This window comes from Microcoleus sp. FACHB-672 (assembly GCF_014695725.1).
Classification (GTDB): Bacteria; Cyanobacteriota; Cyanobacteriia; order Cyanobacteriales; family Oscillatoriaceae; genus FACHB-68.
Genome location: NZ_JACJOU010000033.1, coordinates 537159 through 559183 on the forward strand (window position 1 = coordinate 537159; position 22025 = coordinate 559183).

18 protein-coding genes are annotated in these 22025 nt (G+C 47.9%); 11 read left to right on the forward strand and 7 right to left on the reverse strand.

Translation table 11 applies throughout. The annotated features are described in order from the left end of the window. The first annotated feature begins 15 nt into the window (after positions 1-15). Positions 16-153, forward strand: a complete 138-nt coding sequence (locus tag H6F56_RS26025) for a hypothetical protein (protein ID WP_206753428.1) — start codon at positions 16-18, stop codon at positions 151-153. Here the strand turns inward: H6F56_RS26025 and H6F56_RS25375 are convergent. After that, on the reverse strand, positions 138-995 hold the full coding sequence (locus H6F56_RS25375) for a M48 family metallopeptidase (protein ID WP_190674764.1): 858 nt from the start codon (positions 993-995) through the stop codon (positions 138-140). The genes H6F56_RS26025 and H6F56_RS25375 overlap by 16 nt on opposite strands. A gap of 218 nt (positions 996-1213) precedes the next feature. Here H6F56_RS25375 and H6F56_RS25380 point away from each other — a divergent pair, with 218 nt between their 5' ends. Together H6F56_RS25380 and crcB are read left to right on the forward strand one after the other, a co-directional pair. Next, entirely contained in the window at positions 1214-1747 is a 534-nt protein-coding gene (locus tag H6F56_RS25380; protein WP_190674767.1) for a DUF4330 domain-containing protein, read from the forward strand. Positions 1748-1863: 116 nt separating this feature from the next. After that, the gene (gene crcB, locus H6F56_RS25385; RefSeq protein WP_190674769.1) at positions 1864-2262 is read left to right on the forward strand and encodes a fluoride efflux transporter CrcB; all 399 of its coding nucleotides are present in this window, start codon (positions 1864-1866) and stop codon (positions 2260-2262) included. A gap of 63 nt (positions 2263-2325) precedes the next feature. Here crcB and H6F56_RS25390 read toward each other — a convergent pair whose 3' ends face one another. From H6F56_RS25390 to H6F56_RS25400, 3 genes are all read right to left on the reverse strand, one after another. Next, positions 2326-3312 carry a M48 family metallopeptidase gene (locus tag H6F56_RS25390; RefSeq protein ID WP_190674772.1) on the reverse strand — a complete coding sequence of 329 codons (987 nt, stop codon included), beginning with the start codon at positions 3310-3312 and terminating at the stop codon, positions 2326-2328. Positions 3313-3608: 296 nt separating this feature from the next. Then, complete coding sequence (locus tag H6F56_RS25395) at positions 3609-4697, reverse strand: hypothetical protein (RefSeq protein WP_199313244.1); 1089 nt, start codon at positions 4695-4697, stop codon at positions 3609-3611. 118 nt (positions 4698-4815) lie between these two features. Continuing rightward, positions 4816-5826: a hypothetical protein gene (locus H6F56_RS25400; protein ID WP_190674775.1), complete on the reverse strand. Its 1011-nt coding sequence runs from the start codon at positions 5824-5826 to the stop codon at positions 4816-4818. Positions 5827-6209: 383 nt separating this feature from the next. Here H6F56_RS25400 and H6F56_RS27165 point away from each other — a divergent pair, with 383 nt between their 5' ends. Both H6F56_RS27165 and H6F56_RS27170 read left to right on the forward strand, forming a co-directional pair. After that, positions 6210-6335, forward strand: coding sequence for a hypothetical protein (locus H6F56_RS27165; RefSeq protein ID WP_309236638.1), 126 nt, complete (start codon positions 6210-6212; stop codon positions 6333-6335). Between the two features lie 9 nt (positions 6336-6344). Beyond that, entirely contained in the window at positions 6345-6524 is a 180-nt protein-coding gene (locus H6F56_RS27170) for a diguanylate cyclase (RefSeq protein WP_309236644.1), read from the forward strand. A 46-nt stretch (positions 6525-6570) separates the two neighbouring features. Here H6F56_RS27170 and H6F56_RS25410 read toward each other — a convergent pair whose 3' ends face one another. Further along, entirely contained in the window at positions 6571-8043 is a 1473-nt protein-coding gene (locus H6F56_RS25410) for a mechanosensitive ion channel domain-containing protein (RefSeq protein ID WP_190674788.1), read from the reverse strand. A gap of 530 nt (positions 8044-8573) precedes the next feature. Here H6F56_RS25410 and mgtE point away from each other — a divergent pair. The 4 genes from mgtE to H6F56_RS25430 all read left to right on the forward strand — a co-directional run bounded on the left by mgtE (position 8574) and on the right by H6F56_RS25430 (position 18463). After that, a complete protein-coding gene (gene mgtE, locus H6F56_RS25415; RefSeq protein ID WP_190674802.1) occupies positions 8574-9971 on the forward strand; it encodes a magnesium transporter in 1398 nt (465 codons plus the stop codon). Positions 9972-10317: 346 nt separating this feature from the next. Next, complete coding sequence (locus H6F56_RS25420; RefSeq protein WP_190674804.1) at positions 10318-12018, forward strand: WD40 repeat domain-containing protein; 1701 nt, start codon at positions 10318-10320, stop codon at positions 12016-12018. A 9-nt stretch (positions 12019-12027) separates the two neighbouring features. After that, positions 12028-13215 (forward strand): phospholipase D-like domain-containing protein, encoded by a 1188-nt coding sequence (locus tag H6F56_RS27175; RefSeq protein WP_190674807.1) that lies wholly within the window; start codon positions 12028-12030, stop codon positions 13213-13215. A gap of 490 nt (positions 13216-13705) precedes the next feature. Further along, positions 13706-18463 (forward strand): tetratricopeptide repeat protein, encoded by a 4758-nt coding sequence (locus H6F56_RS25430; RefSeq protein WP_190674810.1) that lies wholly within the window; start codon positions 13706-13708, stop codon positions 18461-18463. 182 nt (positions 18464-18645) lie between these two features. Here the strand turns inward: H6F56_RS25430 and H6F56_RS25435 are convergent, their stop codons facing one another. Continuing rightward, entirely contained in the window at positions 18646-18867 is a 222-nt protein-coding gene (locus H6F56_RS25435) for a hypothetical protein (protein ID WP_190674814.1), read from the reverse strand. Positions 18868-19129: 262 nt separating this feature from the next. Here H6F56_RS25435 and aguB point away from each other — a divergent pair, with 262 nt between their 5' ends. Further along, positions 19130-19990 carry an N-carbamoylputrescine amidase gene (gene aguB, locus H6F56_RS25440; RefSeq protein WP_190674818.1) on the forward strand — a complete coding sequence of 287 codons (861 nt, stop codon included), beginning with the start codon at positions 19130-19132 and terminating at the stop codon, positions 19988-19990. A 343-nt stretch (positions 19991-20333) separates the two neighbouring features. Here aguB and H6F56_RS25445 read toward each other — a convergent pair whose 3' ends face one another. Next, on the reverse strand, positions 20334-20540 hold the full coding sequence (locus H6F56_RS25445; protein ID WP_190674821.1) for a hypothetical protein: 207 nt from the start codon (positions 20538-20540) through the stop codon (positions 20334-20336). A 500-nt stretch (positions 20541-21040) separates the two neighbouring features. Here H6F56_RS25445 and H6F56_RS25450 point away from each other — a divergent pair, with 500 nt between their 5' ends. After that, positions 21041-21985 (forward strand): hypothetical protein, encoded by a 945-nt coding sequence (locus tag H6F56_RS25450; protein WP_190674824.1) that lies wholly within the window; start codon positions 21041-21043, stop codon positions 21983-21985. The last annotated feature ends 40 nt before the right edge of the window (positions 21986-22025 follow it).

The window sequence follows — 22025 nt, forward strand, 5'->3', positions numbered from 1 at the left end:
AGTATTTGAATTAAATTGAATATTGCTTGGGATGGCGCGATATCAACGAAGCACGCGCCCAGAGAGATTGACGAAATTTTTGACCCTCTGGACGCGGTTCTGATTGGTGTGGCTGCGGTTTTAACCGGCAACTCCACTTATAATAGCTGCTGAATTTTGGCTTTGTAGGCTGCACTGTCTTGGCCATCTCCCACGCTCGCTTGAGCCGGGTCAACAGTTTGTCGAATGGCCTCGATCCGATCTTCAGTTGCTGGGTGAGAGCTTAAAAAAGTGGGTGCTGAGCGACCTTTACCTAGCAGTTTTTGAAAAAAGCCGATCATGCCAGATTGAGCGTAGCCGGCCCCTTTTAATGCCATCAAACCTGTTTTATCGGCTTCATATTCATAATTTCGGCTTCTAGGCAGCCGCAGGGCGACTTGCACCCCAAGTCTCACGGCTGTGTTTCGATCCATACCGGCAGCGGAGGCCAATCCTTGCTCAATTGAGGCTTTTCTGATGCCCTTCAGGACGTGCTTGCCTGAAATATGACCAATTTCATGGGCCATGACGCTCGCAAGTTGGGATTCGTTGTCTGCTGCTTTAATCAAGCCGGTGTTGATATAAACAAAACCCCCCACCGTCGCAAAGGCATTGATGTTATCGTCTGTAACGACTTGAAAGGTATAGGGAATATTAGGCCGGTCGCTCTGAGCAGCCAAGCGCTGACCAATTTGGTCAATGTACTTATTCAGTTCCGCGTTTCGGCTGATCTTAACCTCACGACGCAGCTGCTTGTTTATCTGCCCTCCAAATTCAACTTCTTTTTCATCAGACATATTGGCAATCTGAATTCCCTGAATTACCTGAATTCCGCCGCGAAATATGTCTCCGATGGAAATCGCCTGGCTGGGGTAAGAGGAACCCACAGTCACGCTGATAGCGACGACGACAGACAGCAACGCATAGAACCAGCGCCGATGGGAAGAACGGGAAATCAAAGACAAAGGATTAAACATACTAGCTGTGTGAGGAAACTCTATATCAACAACAGTTCTTTTAGGATCGACTGATAAAATCTAGTTTAGTGTTCCCTACCACACAGTGGTTCTATCGGGCAAGCTTCTGGAGATAAAACTGTCGGCCAACTTTAAAAGTCACCTGAAGTAGAGCGCCGGCAGTGGTAATCTCTGTGTTAGTTTAGACAACTGTGACTGTTTGGTCAGGACAATTCTCTATGAAGCTTTTAGATTCTCAAGGGCGCTTATTCGGTAAAATTAGCATCCTCGATGTGGGGGCTGCACTGGTGATTCTGCTGGTAGTTGTGGGGATTTTCTTCTTTCCTGGCACCTCTGGTTCTGTGGCTCAAGTCAATGTCCCCACCAAACCTATTGAGGTTGATTTGATTGTCCGAGGTCTGAGTGTGCGCGATCCCAAAGCTTTGATCCAAGAGTTTCAAAAAACGAACACGACAAATGTGATTATTCGCAATCAGCCTTACGGTAAGATTGATATTAAATCAGTACAACTTCTAGACAAAATGTTGGCAGTTCCCCAACCCGATGGCTCGGTCAAGCCAAAACCCGATCCAAGAGTTGAGGAGAATTACAGCAGCAATCTGCTGATTACACTGACTGGCAAAGCTCAAATTACTGAAACTGGGCCGGTATTGGGTAATAGTAAACTGAAAATTGGAACGCCGGTTGAACTTGAAGGTTTTACCTATAATTTCAATTCCAGCGTGATTGATGTGCGAGTGCTAGACAAATAGCAGGACGAGCAAATATATCAGTCAGGGGAAAGCGGTTATGCTGCATGAGTTGCCGGCAACGATCTTCTTAGGGTTCTGCTAACTTTGACTGCACTCACCAACCGGCAGCCAAGTCCATGCTTCAAGATCCTGCAATTCGCAATCCCATCGCTATCACTTTTGGCGCGATTGCCGGTGCCCTCAGTCGCTATTACTTGACTTTGTGGTTTGCACAGCGCTTCGGCACCGGCTTTCCCTACGGCACCTTTTTTATCAATCTCACCGGCTGTTTTGGCATGGGCTTGTTTATTACCCTAGCTTTAGAACGGCTGACAACCATTCCCCCAGAAGTGCGGTTGTTAGTTACTACCGGCTTCTTGGGGGCTTACACAACTTTCTCCACCTATGGGTTAGAGAGCGTTGTCTTATTACGCAATCAGCACTTTCTCACAGCCGGCTTTTATTGGATAGGCAGTGCTTTTCTAGGACTCATCTGTGTTCAATTGGGCGTTTTTCTAGGCCGGTTGGGGAAATAATGCAGAATTTTCAGCGGTTATTTGTCTTCAATCGCTTACTCTGCAGAAGGCAATGAGCGAATACTACTGTTCTCCCGGTGGACGCTGAGATTTCACCCGATTAATTTCCCGTTGCAATTCCTCAACCTGCCGGCGCAATACATCCACATCATTATCATTGCTGGATGCCTCTGATTGCACCTCAACCGATCCCTCCGCACTTGCACGGCGATAGTTGCCGGCACGAATTTGACGGTAATCTTCTGATTTTGACCATTCTTGCAAATAGTGAACTCGCTCAACCGTGAAAGGATGGCTGAGAAACACATTTTGAGCAATGTTATTATAAAGCAAAAATTTATACACTTGATTCAAACTGTCTTGGTCGAGTTGCTGATACCTTTCTGCTTGACGAAGAAACTCCTCTAAACTGCACTCGTTACTGTGCCGAACACTGCCGCCGGCAAGTTTCATCATCGCCAGCATCACCGGATTCAAATCATCCGTAACCAAAAAAGCCGCTCGATCCGCAGACAATTCAGCTTTTCGCATCCATTCATAAAATGCTAAAATCAACCCCCTACTTACTATATTGCCGATTCCAAACGTCAAATCTCCAATAAAAAAAGCAACTTCCATTGCCCACCGCGCCATTTGAATTAAGGTCGTGTGACCGCATTTAATATGCCCTAATTCATGAGCTATTACAGTCCGAATTTCCTCATCGCTCAGTAAGTCTAAAAGCCCAGAATTTAAAATTACAGAAGGCTGTTCTTGCCCAATTGCATGAGCGTTAGCCTGGGGATTTTGAGCGATAAATAATGAAGGTTCAGGGTAAATATCTAAATCCCGCACGCATTCCCGGAATATATTATAGAGGCTAGCATACTGGCGGGGTCCCACTTGAATGCTATTGCCCATTAAAAAAACGAACTGGGGGCGCTCATAAACAAATTCTACAAATTTGCGGGCCACCATATCAAAGCCAGGTAAACTGCGTAAAGCTTGCTCAGCTTCGCGATCAAGGGGATGACGAAAGGCTTCGCTAGAGATTCCAGGGTAAGAAGGCATAATAAGGGTTTTCGCGACCGATGGGGTTCAATATAAATACTAATATATTGGCAAATGCAAGAAGCACCCAACAACTATCAATACTTCTCCTGAGAAGATAGCACCAGGGAATGGCTGTCTTCCAAAAAAATCCTCCTTCGTCAGGAGGCTGGCATTACCCAAATTTTTTTTGAGGCCGGTTTGGAAAATTTATTCTCGATTCTCGCTACAATCTCTAGTTAAACGGAACCATTCATCCAATGTGGGGCATCATCAGGGAAATGGAGACGCAAAAAGCCATCCCTTTTCCCTCAAGGTTATTTACTTTTTTGCAGAGTTTTTGCTTGTTCCAAAGCGATTTCTTTGAGAACCTGAGATGAACTCATATTCGACGCCCCTTCAATTGCCTTCACTGCTAAATCTTGCACCTGTTTGAGCGCCGATTCAAGCTGCTTAGAAAGGCTGAGAATCCGTGCATCCTGAGTTTGAATGGTCTGCTCTAAAGACTGCATTCTCAGTTCATACAAACGCTTTTGACCTTCCACTTCCTTGGCATACAAATCAGCACTAACTTTCGCTTGATAGTTGCCAATTCCTTTGCCTTCTTCGGTTGCCTTCTTAATTGCCGCCTCCTTATCTTTAGCAAAAGCGTCTACCTTAGCTTTCGCTTCTTCATATTGTTTCTCGCGTTCGGAGATTTGTTTTGCCCGCTCAGCCCATTCTTTCTCTTTTACCTTCTTAATTTCTTCTAGCTCTGTATACAAGCTCTTTTGCTGCAACTCATATTCATCTGTATTGAGCTGGCGTTGAAGTTTGAGTTCGTATTGATATTCCTGAGTGTCCCTTTGACGCGTTGTACTATATAAATCATTGCGCTCTTTAGTCGCTCGTTTATATTCTTCTTGCTCTTTATCCCAAGCCTTTTTCTGCTCCTGCTTTTCTTGCTCAAGAGCCTCACGTCTTTGACTTAATTCTTCATAAAACTCTTTAGAGCTTTCTTCATATTCTTGAATTAAAGTTTCTAACGTATCTTCCGCAACTTGCAGCGCGTGCAGTTCTTCTAATTGCTTAAGTTCCGCTGCTACCGACTGCCGAATTTCTGCAAGTTGAGAAGCCTCTAAAGTCAGTTGTTCAGATAACTCGCTGACAGCGCTCCCTAGATTTAATTGAATCTTGGCCAGACTTTCAATCGTTTGATTCATCTTTTGTTGAGCGACTTGGCCTTGATTCATCATTTTGTTGGGTTCTCCCTGCGGTTGATTAATCGGTTTTTGAGAAGTGGCTGCTTTCTGTTCTTTTTGCAGTTTTTCCAGTTCAGATTTGATCGCTATTTTTTCCTGACTTAGTTCTTCAAATGCCTTTAGAATTTCATCTTTGGTACTCTTCGTGTTGATTTTTTTTGTCATAATTTATCTCCAAAAAGGGTTAAGGAAAGCGTAACCAGAGAAAGACAATCCTAACGAATAGATGTAGCGGCGGCTTTGATAAAGAAACGAAGACAAAACTCGCCTTTGCTGCTGATATCTAACTTTTTACTTTCTCTTGAGAACTTCCATTATTAGAAGAGGTTGCAAATGCTCGCATGGAGAGGTCTTGTGCTTGCTTTATCGTCGCTTGAAGTTGGGATGAAATATCCGCAATTTGTTCGGATTGTCTTTGAATTGTCTCTTCTAGAGACTTAATTTCTAATTGATAACTTTCATCAGTTTTGTCCCACTCTTTCTTAAATAAATCAGCCTTCACTTTCGCATCTCGATTAACCTCTTCAATTGCCTTTTTCCGAGCTTCATCTTCTGCTTTTTTCAATTCTTCTGGCATCGTCGCTACTTTTTGTTGGTATTCTTCAAATAATTTTTGATTCGCTGCCAATACTTTTTCACGCTCAGTCCATTGTTTTTGATTGGCTTGCTCAGTTGCAAGCAGCTCTCTTTCTTGTTTCCGGGCGCGATCTTCATACTCATCTGTTTCAATTTTGCGCGTGCGTTCGATTTTATATTGATAATCCTCTGCTTCCTGCCGGCGCTCTTTAATTAATAGCTCAGTCTGTTCTTGAACGGAGATTTCATATTCCTCTCCCTCTTTTTGCCAAGCCTTTTTCTTTTCAGCTTTGTCTTTTTCAAGTGCTTCTCGCTGAGCATCTGCCGCTTGTTCTAACGCTTTTAAGGTGGCTTGGTGTTCTTGATTTAAAATATGCAGGGCGTCAGCTACAATTCTAATTTGCTGAAACTCTTGCAAGTTCTGCGCTTCAATTTCTATTGCTCGCTTAAGTTCGCCTAGCTTTGAGGTTTCTGTGGCTAATTTCCCTGATAAGCCGGTAACAATGCTACCAAACTCTAATTGTAGATCTGCAAGACCTTTAACAATGCTATCAATAGTATAGGTTGAGGCGACTTCAAGAAGCTGTTTATTCTGTTCTTTCGCCGCTTCTTGTTCCTTCGTCGCTACTTTTGAGTCAATTTTCTTACGTTCAGCGAGCAGTTGATTAAATGCTTCGATGATTTTGGCTTTACTGTCTTTGGGGGCCACTTTGTTCATATTCATTTTCCTCTAATAGCGTTATGACGTGAGGGGATTTTTAGCGAGTCTGAATTTGATCTAAAAAGTGTTGATTTTTTCATCAACTAGCTTATCATAACCGATGTTGATTTTTCCGTCAATAGATCGAATAAAAATCGTTAGAACTTCTAGAGGGCAAGGGTTTCAGCCATCAAAGAACGGCTAAGTGTAGTTGGTCAAAGCTAGCTTGTTGGGTATTGACGAAAAAAAAGCTCATCTAAAAAATATTTAACGTTTAGAGCGCTATATTGTCAGTTTTACGCCGAAATAACAGCTTGTTATACAATACTTCACAAGCAAAAAAGCCTAACTTAAATTCATAACAAAACTTAAATTAGGTTGCCCTATAACTGGGTATTTTCATGCAGCGCCGGCAGGCAGAAGATGCGCTGCGACGGGCCAATCAAGAATTACAGCGGCTAGCAAACTTAGAGGGCTTAACTCAAATTGCCAACCGGCGTTATTTCGATGAGATGCTGAATTCTTAATGGCTGCGTCTGCAACAGGAGCATTTGCCTCTATCGCTGATTATGGTTGATGTTGACGCTTTTAAATGCTACAACGATTCCTACGGACATCAAGCTGGGGATGATGGAAAATTTTCCATTAAAAGGCGTAGCTTAGGGCGTGGAACATCAAGGAAATCCTCCGCTAGTGCGGTCAAATTTAATAGCTAAAGCTACTACATTAAAATCGCTTTACTTCTATGAATACTTCCTATATTTAAATACCAAAAAGAGTTTGTAGTCGTTTGCGAACCCAAATCAAAGGCGTTTCTTCTAAAGAACCTTCGGGTAATAATCCTAAATTGCGAAGTGCTTGTTGGCGTTCAGATAATTTTTGAGCAAGCTGATCGGCTAAACCTGGATGCTCGACTAAAAGTTTCTGGAGATCGTGACGTTCTACAACAAAAAGAATCGAGTCTTCTAAAGTGCGAACGGTTGCTGAGCGAGGCGTTCCCATCAGCAAAGACATCTCCCCAAAAAACTCACCTTCATGCAGTGTAGCAATGTATTTGCCAATTTTTTGAGAAAAGACTTCAACAGAGCCGGTGAGAATAATATAAAAAGACTCTCCTGGGCCGTTTTCTTGGCAAACAACCTGCCCGGAAGGAAACAGTTGTCGGTAGCCGTATTCAATCAATTGCCGCAATTCCAAATCTGAACACTGCTCAAAATAAGTCACGCGCCGCAATAAATCTCGGAGTGTCCAATTATTCGGTGATTTTGGCGATAAATTTGTAGGGGGTGCGGGCGTGGGATGTTGAGCCGGCATTTTGCCGTTCGTTGCTTCATCAGGATTGCTTTTATTAAACAAAGCACCCAGTTCATCTATATTGCGGATATACAAATTTCGCTGCGGAAAAGGAATTGAAATTCCTCGATGACGGAATTCATGTTCAATGCGAAAATGCAAAGCACTTTTAATTGGATCACTCTCGTGGGGCTGATCTATCCAAACCAAAAGTTCAAATTTTAAATCACTTTCCGCAAATCCTTTAAACCACACCTTTGGAGAAGGATAGGATAATACACTCGATTCCATCCGGGCAGCGGCGAGCAATGCCTCTGTGACGAGAATTGGGTCAGTTCCGTAGTCAACTCCCACGGGGATATGAATGCAGCATTTGGGGTCTCGATAGCTCCAGTTAATAATATTATTTTCAACAAAGCGGATATTCGGGACAATCACAAATACTCCATCGATGGTACGAACAATTGTAGAGCGAATAGAAATATTTTCAACCGTTCCTAATAAATCATCAACTTCAATAAAATCTCCAACTTTAATCGGTCGCTCAAACAAAAGTGTTAAACCGCTAATAAAATTACTCGCTAAATTTTGCAACGAGAAACCTAAGCCAATTCCTAAGACGCCGGCTAAGACTGCGATGGAGCTGAAATTAATCCCAACTGATTGCAGAACAATTAAAAAGCCTAGGGCGGTCAGCGAATAGCTGATGACTGCGGCAATGGCTTCTCGGCTGCCCCGGTCGAATCCCATACGGATTAACAGCCGATGTTTTAGCCACACGCTGAAGGCGCGAGAAACCAGAAAGACAATAATAATTAAAAGAATAAGCTGGAAGATTAAACCAAGGGAAAAACTTTTGTCGCCGATATCAAACAGGTTGGCGTTCAAAAGTTTGAAACACTCGGAAGATATTTTCTGTGCTTGATTAAAAATCCACTTCATTGTTTACTCTAGGTAGTTGCCGTTTGATTTATACGGACAATTGGCAAGCCAGCAGATCCAGCTTTTGATAGTCAATACCAAATAGTAACCTTATGGGGGAAAATCCATCCTTTTTTAACCGGCCTTCCCCATGCGCTGAAGTTGGAGAAAGCTGCCTCAAACTTGCGTGACCCTATCCCCTTTGTCCAACGTAGAAATGCGTAAGTTCGGTTAAAAATTCCTCGGCATCCGGATCAAGGGCAGCGGATGTAGCAAAAGAACCCCGCTATGCTACCGTACAGTCTGGTAGCCTGGGGATAACCGGCAAGGGCAACGCGTTCACTCAAGCGTGCCATAAGGTTTAATAGAAGCATCTAGCTGACAACTTCAGCCATCAGCGCCCGGAATGCCCTAAGGGCAAACACCCCTTCAGGCGACCAAAACAGAAGGCTCAAGGCAAACTCAATTTCAGCATTTGCGATCCTTGAAGAGCCAGAGAACTCTAGACTAAAGGCAGCAACCGATGTAGGACGGGATTAGGAGGGACAGTTTTGACAGAAAATAACAATCTATCCTCTCCCCTCCAGGCCATGTCGCGGCGCGAACTGCGGGAGTTAGTGAGATCGCAGATGCAAGCGCTGCTAGAACAAGGCGACTTCAAAGGCGCGAAAGCGATTTTAGTGCCGGTGCAGCCGCCAGATATCGCAGAAGCTATCGAAGGCTTGCCAGAAGCGATGCAAGTCATTGCTTTCCGCTTGCTTTCAAAAGACGAAGCCACTGAAGTTTATGAACATCTCGACTCCAGCGTGCAACAACTGCTGCTGGAGGACTTCAAGCGCCAGGAAGTGCTTGACATTGTCGATAAAATGTCGCCCGATGACCGAGCGCGGCTGTTTGATGAACTGCCGGCAACCGTTGTTCGGCGTTTAGGCGAACAACTATCGCCATCGGAATGGCAAGCAACCGCACTGCTATTAGGCTATGAAGCCGGCACAGCAGGACGGATCATGACGCCAGAGTATATCTCGCTCAAAGAAAGCTTCACCGTCAGCCAAACCCTGGAACGCATTCGCGCCTTAGCGCCCGTTACAGAAATCGTTTATTACCTATATATCACCGATACCGCCCGCCGGCTCACCGGCATTCTGTCCCTGCGGGATCTCGTCACCTCCCAGCCAGACCAGACAATTGGGGAAATTATGACCCGCGAGGTTGTCTCAGTCAACACCAGTGATGACCAAGAAGAAGTTGCCCGACTCATCCAGCGCTATGACTTTTTAGCAGTGCCGGTGGTAGATCGCGAACAACGGCTGGTGGGCATTATCACCGTTGATGACGTGATCGATATCTTAGAAGAAGAAACCACCAAAGATATTTATGCCTTGGGTGGCGTGCAGTCCGACGGAGACAATTATTTCCAGACCGATTTAATTACCGTCGCCCGTAGACGAGTGCTCTGGCTGTTAGTCTTGCTACTAACAAATACCGTCACAGGCACTATTATCAAATCACAAGAAGGGCTTTTGCAGCAGGTGGTGTCGCTGGCGGCGTTTATCCCCCTACTCGTAGGCACCGGCGGCAACGTCGGGGCGCAGTCCTCCACAGTCGTGATTCGGGGTTTGAATACCGATGAAATTCGCGCAATGGGACCCGTCCAGGTCGTTATCCGAGAAGCAATGGCTGGGGCATTACTAGGGGGAATGCTGGGGGCGATCGCAACCGTGTGGGCAAGCTTCCTACAAGAAAGTGTGTTGGTCGCGATTACAGTCGGAATTAGTCTAGTGGCAATCGCCATTTTGGCATCCATTGCCGGTTCGGCACTGCCGTTTATCTTTCGTGCCTTCAAACTAGATCCCGCGCTGATGTCGGCCCCATTTATCACCACAGCCGTTGATGTCTTGGGCGTCGTTATTTACTTCAACTTAGCGCGACTAATTTTGCGGTTGTAGATTAGGCGGAGGTTGATTAAACCGGCACTCCAGTAAATTTTTAGGTTGAGCGTGAGGGAGAGAGAGGACTTCACCGATTTTGAGACACTCCCATAAAATTACGAATCAGAGGGGCAATCGCTGACAAATGTTTTCAGGCTTACCGCAAATAACAATTTGCAACCGCACCCTTAAATCAGTCGCACCACTCAAGCCTAACCGCCAACACTTATACTTTTCGCCCCAACAGCGCTAGGCTAAAAAGGAGAATTTAAACATCGCGAAATCCCCATAGGAGGCCAGCATCCGATCCCATTCAGACATCCTTATCCTAAACATTCAAGGCTTTTGAAACAGGTAAGTAACGATGAGCCTTAGCGCGTCTATCACTGCAATAATTCAGAACGCTTTCTTCAGCTTTCTTAAACTGTGCAATACTGCTCATCGGCTAGAGATAGCAGAGTATATTGCACTCATTTGCTCAATCGTTGGGTTAATTGCGGCTCTCATATCCGGGCAGATCATCTTTGCCGTTGTTCCCCTAACGAGTTCCGTCGCGCTGAACCTACTCAACCGTTACCGCTACGACCGGCTCAATTCACGGCGGACGTCGGCGGCCATTATGCGGGTGCAGCAGCAATTTGCCGAAGAGATGCAACTGCTACAAGCCTCAGTGCCAGGAATACCGGCGTCCTCCCCACTGCCTGATAGCGCTCGTGGCCCCCAGACCTATCCTACAGGAAGCACCGAGATGCCAAAAAAACCTGCCTCGCCACAGGAAGCGCCCGACCTGACCCCAATTTATCAAAATATCGCCCAGCTACAAGAAGAGTGCGCCACCGTCCAGGAATCTGTTAGCAGCGTCATTCACTACCTCAATAGCGCATCCGTTGTAGAACGAGTTGACCGCTTGGAACGGACGATGACGCAACTGTCGGAACGCCTTGCTAGTTTGGCCAACCAAATAGAAACCGCCATGCAGCGCCGGTGGGACGACAAGCAACAGCCACCGGCACCGGCAGCAGAACAACCCCGCGCCTCCAAAAAGAAAAAATCCGCCGCCGCCCCAGAATTGAGCCAAAAAGAGCCGGCAGCCCCCACTGCGGTAGCGGAAGCAACCGCGCCCCAACCAACGGCCAAATCCATTCTCCTGCCCAGCTTTGTCAGTCAATCCCTCAATCAAAACTGGCGCTGTGTGCGTACCCTCACCGGACATACCGACTGGGTGAGCGGATTGGCCATTAGCGCCGATGGCCAGCACTTGGTCAGCGGCAGTTTTGACAAAACCCTGAAAATTTGGCAGCCCCACACTGGCGAGTTGCTACACACCCTGTCAGCTCATACCAAAGGCATTTTTTCCGTTGCCATTACGCCAGATAGTCAGATTGTGGCAAGCGGGAGCTGGGATGAGACAATCAAACTGTGGAAGCTAGAAACTGGGGAATTGATGGATACCCTGGCCGGCCATTCCGGCTCCGTGCGCTCCATCACCATCAGCCCCGATGGTAAAATGCTCGCCAGTGGCAGTTTTGACGAAACGATTAAGCTGTGGGAGTTGAACACCGGCGTCTTGCAAAGCCGGCTCACGGATTATTCCGGGCCGGTTTACGCCCTGCAATTTAGCCCAAACGGGGAATTTCTCGCCAGTGGCGGCGGCGACGGACTGATCCATCTGTGGCAAATGCACACCGGCGAACATATCGGCACCCTAACGGGAAATTTAGATTTTGTTTGGTCACTCAGCTTTAGTCCCGATACGTCATACCTCGCTAGCGGCAACGGCAACGGCACCGTTAAACTGTGGGAGTTGGACACCGGCGATCTCATCGCCACCCTCGCCGAGCATTCCGGGCCGGTTTACTCGGTTGCCTTCACCCCCGATGGCCAAACCCTACTCAGTGGCAGCGCCGACGGCACCGTTAAAATCTGGGATAGGGCATCCGGCAAGCGAGTGCATACCCTGGCAGAGGATAGCAAACCTGCGATCTCCCTATCCATCAGCCCTTCGGGTCAACTCCTCGCCATTGGCAGCGCCAACGGCACAATCAAAATTTGGCAGCGAGATTAAACAAAGTTCGTGAAAACCCGTAACGTGCTGGAAATTGCAGAGTTTGTATCCCTCGCCGGCTCAGTCGCGGGATCGGTTGCGGCTGTGTTTTTCCAGCAACTTGTCTATGCAGTCGCGCCCCTGTCGCTGTCGCTGCTGCTTAACTGGAGTAACCGGCAGCGATTTGAGCTACAGACGCGCCAACAAACTACAGCAGCGATTTCCCAGTTAAACGAGCAACTCTCTAGCCTCGACGCCGCAAAACAGCAGTGGGCTGAGGCGTTAACTTCTGTGATTCAACGCTTGGAACACGAAGCCCAAAGTATTGAACCGGGGCGGGATATCTCTGGCTTTCTCTCAGAAATTGAGCAACTGAAAAACCGGCAAACCACCCTGGAAAAATGGCTGGCACCCCTTCAAGTTCAGTTAGACGGCTTGCGAGAGCAATTTACAAGCCGGCCTGAACTTGAGCAGATTGAAAATTTAGCCCGCGTGATTGTGGCGCTGCAACAGTATCTCGATCGGCTGCCCCCACCAAGCGCGGCACAACTGCCGGTTGCCGATTTACAAAAGCAGGTAGAACGGGCGATTGCCAGCATTCCCGCTCAAGTTGAGGCTGCCGGTCACAACCTCATAGAGGAGATAAACCACCAGCTGCAAGTCATTCAGCAGCCTTATGAGTATGAGCTGGTGATGAAGCGTGAACGCAGCCACTCTCTGCTCGTGGAAGCCCTGGAAAAAGCTCAAGACCGGCTGATCGTCGTCTGTCCCTGGCTGAGGCGTAGCCGGCTTGATGACACCATGATGCGTAACTTTAGGGCATTGCTAGATCGGCATTGTTGCGTTGAGATAGGTTGGGGACAAACCACGGATGTGGAAACGCCGGCAGAGTATGCCGCCGGCATCCATCAGTTGCAACAGCTCGTGAGGGAATATCCGGATCGCTTTAAGCTCAAAGGATTGGCAACCCATGAGAATTTTTTAGTATGCGATTGCGCCTTTGCGTGGGTGGGCAGTCACGATGTTCTCAATGCCGGCACGCAACGGGATCGCCCAGAGGTGGGAGTTCGCACCACCGATCCGCGCATCATTCAAGAATTGATCCAACGCTTTGACGAAGCCCAACCGTTAAATTTACCAAGCAGCCGACTTCTCCCAACCTCCCTCGACCAATTTGCCGATGCAGAAGAACCTGCTGAACCGCTACTCGAAGAGTGAGCCGGTTGCGAAAGAAAAAATTAAGTCTTTGGGAGGAAGTTTAAAAGCTTTAACTTATTGCATTATTCTCAAATTAAGACAATCGCTCAACTTTTTCTTTAGCCAGTTTTATCCTAGAACAAGGTTTAAAACTACTGTCTTTATTGAATTAGGCTGTAGTGAGGGAGAAGTCTCGACGGGAAAACGTTACTTTTTGATATCCGAATCTCAGCGTTTTTTACCTGTTTAATATTTAGAAGAATTTTTGATGAGAGCGTTAATTAGCTTGACTGAGATATTTTGACTAAATACCTAATAAATAGGTATTTCGATGTATAAAACTATACTGCAATTATCCGGAATCTGCTATAAATTTATAATGCAAGTTAAATGCAGAAAAAGACCTCAGAAAATCTCAGAATGAACTCGGCAAGATTTGGCTGCGCGATTGAGGCAAAATAGAAGGCAAATATCAGGCAAAATGTGGTGGGGTTCTAGAAGTAGGTGAATTATGAAAAACAGCTGGCTAGAGATTGCAGAATATATCACCATTGCTGGTTCAATCGCTGGATCGGCTGTTGCAGTGCTGTCGCAGCAGCTGGTGTACGCAGCAGCGCCGGTGTCTGCGTCGCTGTTGCTGAACCTGCTAAACCGGCGGCGGCTAGAGGAACTGGCACCGCCCAGCCCAAACGGAGACGTGACTCAAATTCACCGGCAACTTTCCACCGAGGTGGAATCGCTACGCGCCTCAGTCAGAAGATTGCCCACTCATGAAGAACTCAGAGGCGTTAAAGAAGCGCTTCAGACAGAAATGCGCCGGTTAGAAGGGCTAGAAACAGCAGAAGGCAGTGCGGCTGGAGACATCTCCCACATTCACAACCAGTATTCCAGCTTGCTGGAAGCCGTTGCCACCGTAAGCAACCGTTTAGAAGAATTTCCACCAGCATCAAGAGTGGAAGGTTTAGAAAAAGCCTTCGCCCGAACCACCGAAGAACTCGCGCAACTGGAAAACGAAGTCACTCAACTTCAAACCAACCTGCAAAACCGGCAAGCTCAAAGCCCAACAGAAGAGCAAGCCCTCACAGCACAAGCTTACTCGCTCCTAGAGCAACAACTCGAACAGTTAAGAACAACCTTAGCCCAAGTCCAGCAAGACGCCCAAAGTCGGGTGCCGGCGCAAGATTTTAACTCTCTGGTAGCAGCGATGAACGCCCTAGAGCAAGCCGTCGTACCCGCTGCTGGGGCAATCTCAGACATCCAAGCGCAGTTAGACGCATTGAGCGAACAAGTCAGCCGGCAGTCCAACGAAACATTGCAAACCACCACGCTACAGCAGCTAGAAGAAGTTAGAGGTGCACTTGCAGGGTTAGAGCGCCGTATCGATCTAGAAAAGGAAAATTTCACCGCCACAGCGGCGCTAAGCTCAGAAACCGCAGAATTAGCCGACATTGAAGCACTTGCCCCACTGAGCAATGCGATTGAGGATATGCGACTGGAATTAGAAGACTTGAGATCGCAGATCAGACAGCGCAGCGGAGTAACATTGCCAGCCGGCATCTCCCAGCAGCTAGACGAACTGAGAGTATCTTTAAACGAACTAAGTCAGCGTGTAGAAACCGGCAGCATTACCACATCTGCCGAAACCACAGAATTAGCCGGCAGCGAAGCACTTGCCCCACTGAGCAATGCGGTTGAGGATATACGACTGGAATTAGAAGACTTGAGATCGCAGATCAGACAGCGCAGTGGGGTAACATTGCCAGCCGGCATCTCCCAGCAGCTAGACGAACTGAGAGTATCTTTAAACGAACTAAGTCAACGTGTAGAAACCGGCAGTATTACCACATCTGAAACCACAGAATTAGCCAGCAGCGAAGCACTTGCTCCACTGAGTAATGCGGTTGAGGACATACGACTGGAATTAGAAGACTTAAGATCGCAGATCAGACAGCGCAGCGGAGTAACATTGCCAGCCGGCATTTTCCAGCAATTAGACGAACTGAGAGAATCCTTTAACCAGTTAAACCGGCGTGTGGATCAACCGGCATCTGCCCAAACCGCAGAATTAGTCGGCAGCGAAGCACTTGCCCCGCTGAGCAATGCGGTTGAGGATATACGACTGGAATTAGAAGACTTGAGATCGCAGATCAGACAGCGTAGCGGAGTAACATTGCCAGCCGGCATCTCCCAGCAGCTAGACGAACTGAGAGAATCCTTTAACCAGTTAAGTCGGCGTGTGGATCAACCGGCATCTGCCCAAACTGTAGATTTAGCTGGCATTGAAGAAGTCTTAGCCAAAATCGCCCAATCCGTTGCCGACTCAAAAGCGCAAATAGAAAGCCGGCTCATCCAGTTGGAAGCGCGGGAAATTAGCCCCCTTGGGCAAGATGTGGCTCAACTGCAACACGAGTATGCCAGCTTACTCGCCTCCATTGCCGGTTTAATTGCACGACTCGACAGTTTGCCAGCAGCATCAAGGGTAGAAGATTTAGAAACAACCTTAGCCCAGCTGGTGGAAAGAATAGAAACCCTACCCGCCGACAGCGTGCGGCAACCCATGCCGGCAAACCTTGCCATTGAGGGGCAAATCGAGGAATTCAGGAGTGCCTTAGCCGAATTAGAGCGCATTATCCAAAACCCCACCCCCCAAGCGGCAACAACCACCGGCTTAGAGGAAACCGTCGCCGAAATTCAAGCCGAACTGGCGAACTTGAGAGCGCAAGTCAACCAGCCTTTAGCCGCAATTCTGCCGGTAGACAGCCGGCTGCAAATAGAAGAAGTCCGAGGCGTCGTTGATGCGCTCAACCGGCGGATCGATGACTTACCGCTGCCAGAACCCGTCGATTTCACCGGCGTTGAAGAAGTTTTAAATAAAATCGCCGAATCTGTCGCCGAGGCAAAAGCCCGGTTGGAAAGTCGGCTAGCCCAGCTAGAAGCAGAAATCCACAATCTCGCGGATCTCGAACCCGTACCGGGCAACCTTTTGGAGTTGAGAGAACAGTATGCCGGCTTACTAGAATCGGTTGCCGGTGTCACCACACGCTTAGATAGCAGCCCATCTAGCGCCAAGATAGAGGAATTAGAAAGAGCCATCACCGAGGCTTGGGAAAGAATCGCTTACCTGCAAACAGCCTTCGCCCAACAACAATCTGCACCCGCCTCTGTGGAGGTAGAGCAGCAATTGGGGGAGTTGAGAACCGCTCTGGGGCAGTTAGAAAGCTCTCTAGAGCATTTGGCGACAAAAGCCGAAGTTCAGCAACATCTGGGAGACATCCAGAAGTTAGTCAGTGATCTGCGGGGAAACACAGCCGGTGCGACGACAGATTGGCAGCAATTGCGCGAAGACGTTCAATCCTTGCAACAACAAGTAGAAAGCTTGCCGGTAGAACTTCAAGAGCGCATCACTGCGGAACTGCAAGAACCCCTCAACACCCTAAGCGAACAGTTCAACCAGCGCCCCGAAAGGCAGCAGATAGAAGAGTTGCGCGAATCCCTCACCCAACTGTATCGGCGGATCAACGTAGAAACGCAAAATTACTCCTCTGAGCCGGCATTGACTGAATCTGCCGATCTGGCTGAGGTAGAAAGCGTCCTGACGAAAATTGCTGAAGCGGTTGCGGAAGCGAAATCTCAAATGGAAAGTCGCATTGCCGAGATTCAATCGGTTGATGTTGATTCTCTGCAAGGAGATATTTCGGGATTGCACGCTGCCCTAGATCGCTTAGAAACCGGGCACATCGCCGCTTTAGAAGAAGCGATCACGCGACTGCAAACAGATTTGGAAACGGTTTCTAACCGCCCTGCTTCAGATTTTCCCTCACTCAATGTGTCAGCACTATTACCCGTCACGTCTGGATTCAATCCAAATGTCGAGAGCGGGTTAGCCGGCGCAACCACCGAACTCGCTAATATCCAACAGTTCGTGACTCAAGCCGTGGAAAATCAGTTGGGTGAAATTAACCAACTACTCAAAGCCCTACAAACTTGGGAATTCAAGTTAGTATTTGACCGTCCGGGGATTCGAGCCGTGTTGGAAGAAGCCCTAGAAACCACCCAACAGCGACTGATTGTTGTTTGCCCTTGGGTGAGCCGATCCAGCCTTGATAGCGACTTACTGCGGAAATTTGAGGCATTTCTGGAGCGAAATGGCCAGCTCGATATTGGCTGGGGCAACCTCAAAGATATTGATAGCGGTGAGTTTCCGCGAAAAACAGGCCGGCAGTGGCAAAGCAACGACGAGAGCGATACTTTGTATGACGCGCTCAACGACTTGGAACAGTTGCAGAGCAAATATCCCAGCCAACTGCGGTTAAAAGTTCTAGGAACCAACGAAAACTACTTAGTGAGCGATAGCACCAGTGCTCTGCTCACTACTCACAACTTCCTCTCCGCCAATGCCGGTTTCCCCGAACGCGAAGTCGGCGTGCTCACCACCGATCCCCGGATTATTCAAGGTTTAATCGACCGCTTTGACGATCCCGTTCTCAACCCCAACAACGCCCACGCCTATCGCCAACGGGGCTTTGAGCGCTTAGATAGCGGCGATGCCCCATCTGCGATTGAAGATTACACGCAAGCATTGGAACTCGATGCCAACAATGCCAACGTCTATAACAACCGAGGCGTCGCCCGCTCAAATCTCGGAGAACACGCCGCCGCCATTGAGGATTACACCCAAGCCTTGCTGATTAATCCCAACGAGGGCGCTTATTACTTCAACCGAGGTTTTTCCCGATCTCACATCGCAGAATATGCCGGCGCAATTGCAGACTTCACCGAAGCCATTCGCCTGCTGCCTGAAGATGCAGACTCATACTTCCAGCGCGGTGAAGCGTATCGGCTATTAGGACAATATCAAAACGCAGTTGCAGATTACACCCAAGGCTTGCAACTCAATCCACAAGATGCAATCGCACACAACAACCGGGGACTAGTCTACTATGACCTAGGAAATCGGCAGGCAGCCATTGAAGATTACAATCACGCACTACAGATTAATCCTGATGATGCGGTTGCTTACTTCAACCGGGGAGTTGCCCTAGCTGCCGGCAAAGATTATGCCGGTGCAATTGCAGACTTTAACAGCACACTCGCGCACCATCCCGATCATGCCGGTGCCTATCATAACCGAGGATTAGCCCGTGCAGAAATCAGAGACCGGCAAAAAGCCATTGAAGATTTACAAAACGCCGCCCACCTCTTTTCCAATAAAGGAGACACCGATAGCGCCCAACAAGCCCTAGACACCCTCAAAAAACTGCAATCGTAGCAAATCTACAGACTGCAAAATCCCAACATAAACGCAGATAAATAATCGTATTTATCTGCGTTTATTTGTGGTTAAAAATATCTAATACACTATTACTTAACAAAATAGCCGTGCCACCTTCAAGAGCGCCCATCATCACCGAAGGCACATAGCATCAACCAAAAACCCTAGAAAATAACAACTTATTCTATAACAGTAGAAAGTTCATCCACAATCTTCACCCGTCCCCGGCTCACAGAATGCAGCAGCCGGTCAATCGAAAATCTTTCCTCCTCATCCAGCGATTCATCCAAAACCGCTGCCATCAACCCATAACGATCAGCAAGCGTAATAGAACCAGAGATAGTCACTTGAGCGAAGAGATCGGAGATAGCGGAGGGAAGAAGGATTGTGGGAGAAGTCATGATGATGGGTTGAACTCGATGTATCTAATATCTCGCCTTTTTCTGAAGTATTGCGTGATGTAACCCGTTCATCGTTTGTGATAGTTCAAGGTCGAGCACGTGATAGAAACAAAATAACCAAGTGACAGACTTTTTCTATCCCAGTGATGTGTATCACACCTTTGGGAAGGCATGAAGCATGGGGAATTGAACTTTTTTATAACCGGCATCTCGCCGGCAAGCGTGAATATATATATCAGCCTTCGACGCTAAAAAAACTGACATGACCCAAAATACGACCGTTGCAGCCATCCAAACAGCCTTTTCTGAAGACAAATCCAGCAATATCACCCGGATCAGTCATCTCGTGCGGGAGGCAGCCGGCAAAGGTGCCCAAATAATTTTGCCCCCGGAACTGTTTGAGGGACATTACTTTTGCCGAGAGGAACGAGAGCAATTCTTTAACAACGCTCATCCCCTAGAGGGACATCCCACGATTGCCCACTTTCAGCAGTTAGCTGAGGAATTAAACGTCGTTGTGCCGGTGTCCTTTTTTGAAAAAACCGGCCCGGCTTACTACAACAGTGTGGCGATCATCGATGCCGGTGGCTCAGTCTTGGGAGTTTACCGCAAAAGCCACATTCCCGACGGCCCAGGCTACGAAGAAAAATTTTACTTCCGCCCTGGAAATACCGGCTTCCGAGTCTGGGCAACTCGTTTTGGCCGGCTTGGCGTCGGCATTTGTTGGGATCAGTGGTTTCCAGAATGTGCTCGCTCAATGGTCCTCATGGGAGCCGAACTTTTACTTTATCCCACAGCCATTGGCAACGAACCCCAAGATTTAACCCTAGATACCAAAGATCCTTGGCAGCGAGTGATGATCGGCCATGCCGTCGCTAATACTGTGCCGGTTGTTGCAGCGAACCGTGTCGGGTGCGAAGGCGGACAAACTTTTTATGGTCATTCCTTTATCGCCAACCACCGGGGAGACAAAGTTGCAGAACTCGGACGGGTAGACGAAGGCATCATTTACGCCACATTTAACCTAGCCGAACTTGCCCTAAGCCGCGCCTCATTCGGCTTATTCCGTGATCGCCGGCCTGAACTTTATAGCACACTCACCACTGCCGACGGAACCACTTAATTTCCCAAAATTTTTCTAATTCCCTAATCCGGGACTCTAATCCCAACGACTGCTGCCGGTGGGTAAAGATATTATAGATTTTCTTGCCGGCCCCAAAAATGCTCGATCTTGCCGGCTTCGGCCAACGCTAGATCACAGAAACATCATTCAAAATGGTATCAAATCGGAAGTTATACTAACATCTAGCAGACTGAGTGCCCAGACTGCAATTTTAACCCGCAGATGGCCCTTTAGGGAAACAGTTAGGGGCAAAGGTAGGGCACCCGGTTAAACACTTACCCCGGCACGTTTGCAGGTTGCCGGCAGCCGTCTTACCTTGGCTGAAAGTGTGGTTGCCGGTGAATTAATTAGGAAAAGCGTCGAGCAGATCGTCTAGGTATGCTTCTGCGTTCGTCGTCTCGATGGCCGCTTTCTTCGCTTTATCCTTAATCGACTTGAGTACCAAACGAACAACCCAAGAGGACAGGCGCGGGTTGTTATCTATCTCCGAGATCAACGCTTCTAAATCGTTAATCATGGCCATCAGTTGCAGGTTGCTGTCTTGTAACATGGCTGAGGCTATCTCCCATTTTCTGTTTTAACGATTCACGGTAGCTAGGACAGATATTTACTGTCAGAGGGTTGAGGGACTTAGTAACATCGGGTGCGACTAAACTGCGATTCACGCCCTCTATTGCTGCATATAAAGTAAAAAATTTAAGGGGGCGCGTATGCCAGTTTTGTGCCACTCCTTCAGCCGACTAAACAACCTGAAGGAAAATCAGGTTCAAATTCTTTATGAAAAAGAGGCGCGAAGCCTTACTCATCACAAATTTTTAACTGGGTGTGCCAGTAGTGACAAGTTTTTAGCAGCTACCAGTAGATGCCGGTGAGAGTAGACACTTTGGAAATTGGCACAACTTAAGGGCTAGCTGCAGAGAAGAGGTGCATTAGGAAATAGGAAGGAGCGGAAACAGGAAAGAGGGCTGCCGGCGAATGAAGGGACAAGAGCTGTCCCGCCTGTGTGAAGGGATAAAGGATAAAAGACAACTGACATTTTGAGGTGCAATCTTGAACTACACTACAGCCATGCGGAATACAGAACCATCACTCAAAGCTGTGAGGAACTCTCAGAAACCGGGTCAGCGGTTAGAGCTGGCCGAATACGCCTCTCTGGTTGCCTCCGGGGTGGGAACGATTGTCGCTGCCGTATCGGGACAAGTTGTATATGCGGCGGCTCCGCTGACGCTCGCCCTCTCGCTAAATATGGTCAACCGGCAGCGATTTCTGGCACAGACAAAGGCTATTGAGCAAAGCACTAGCGCAGCCATTTCGCTTTTAGAACACGAACTCCGGGGCGACATTCAATCGGTGCGAAGCTCATCACAAATTACACCGGCTTCTGAACGCCTTCGGGATCTCGAAGCCTCAATGCTCAGGCTGAGTACGCTGTGGGTTCAGCTACAACAGCGCCTTGAGCGCTCATCTGCGTCTTTGCAAGATCCGCAGATTCAGGAAGAGTTTGCAATTGTTCGCAGAGCAATTGTTCGCTTACGCGACAGCACGAATGTCAATATCGCGGAAGTTCGTCAAGGTCTGGCAGAGGAAATTGAGTCCTTACGGCAGATGGTGAGGCAGCCAGTACAGCCGGCAGAATTGCTAACCCCAACATCTCAACTCACCTCAGCAGATGAAGTGCCGGCTCAGATCGCCCAATTGCAACAGCGGGTTGAACAGCTAGAGCAGAAGAATCAGCAGATTGTCAAGCCCTATATTAAACGCCTCGTCATGGAGGTAAAGCAACTGCAACAGCAATCGGACACCGAACCGATCAAAGCCGCACTCGCCGGCTTGAGTGTGCAGATTGAGAATCTTGCTCAAGAACTTGAAACCCAAATCGAGCCGCACCAAATACAGGGGATGCACTCCGCACTATCGAGGCTCTCAGAAAATATTGCGGATCGCCAACGCGGTGCCGGAATCGAGCCGCAGCGGGTTAGAAGTATTGAAACCTAAGCCAATGCAGCCTAGCATCTAGGAAATTTGAACCGGCTGA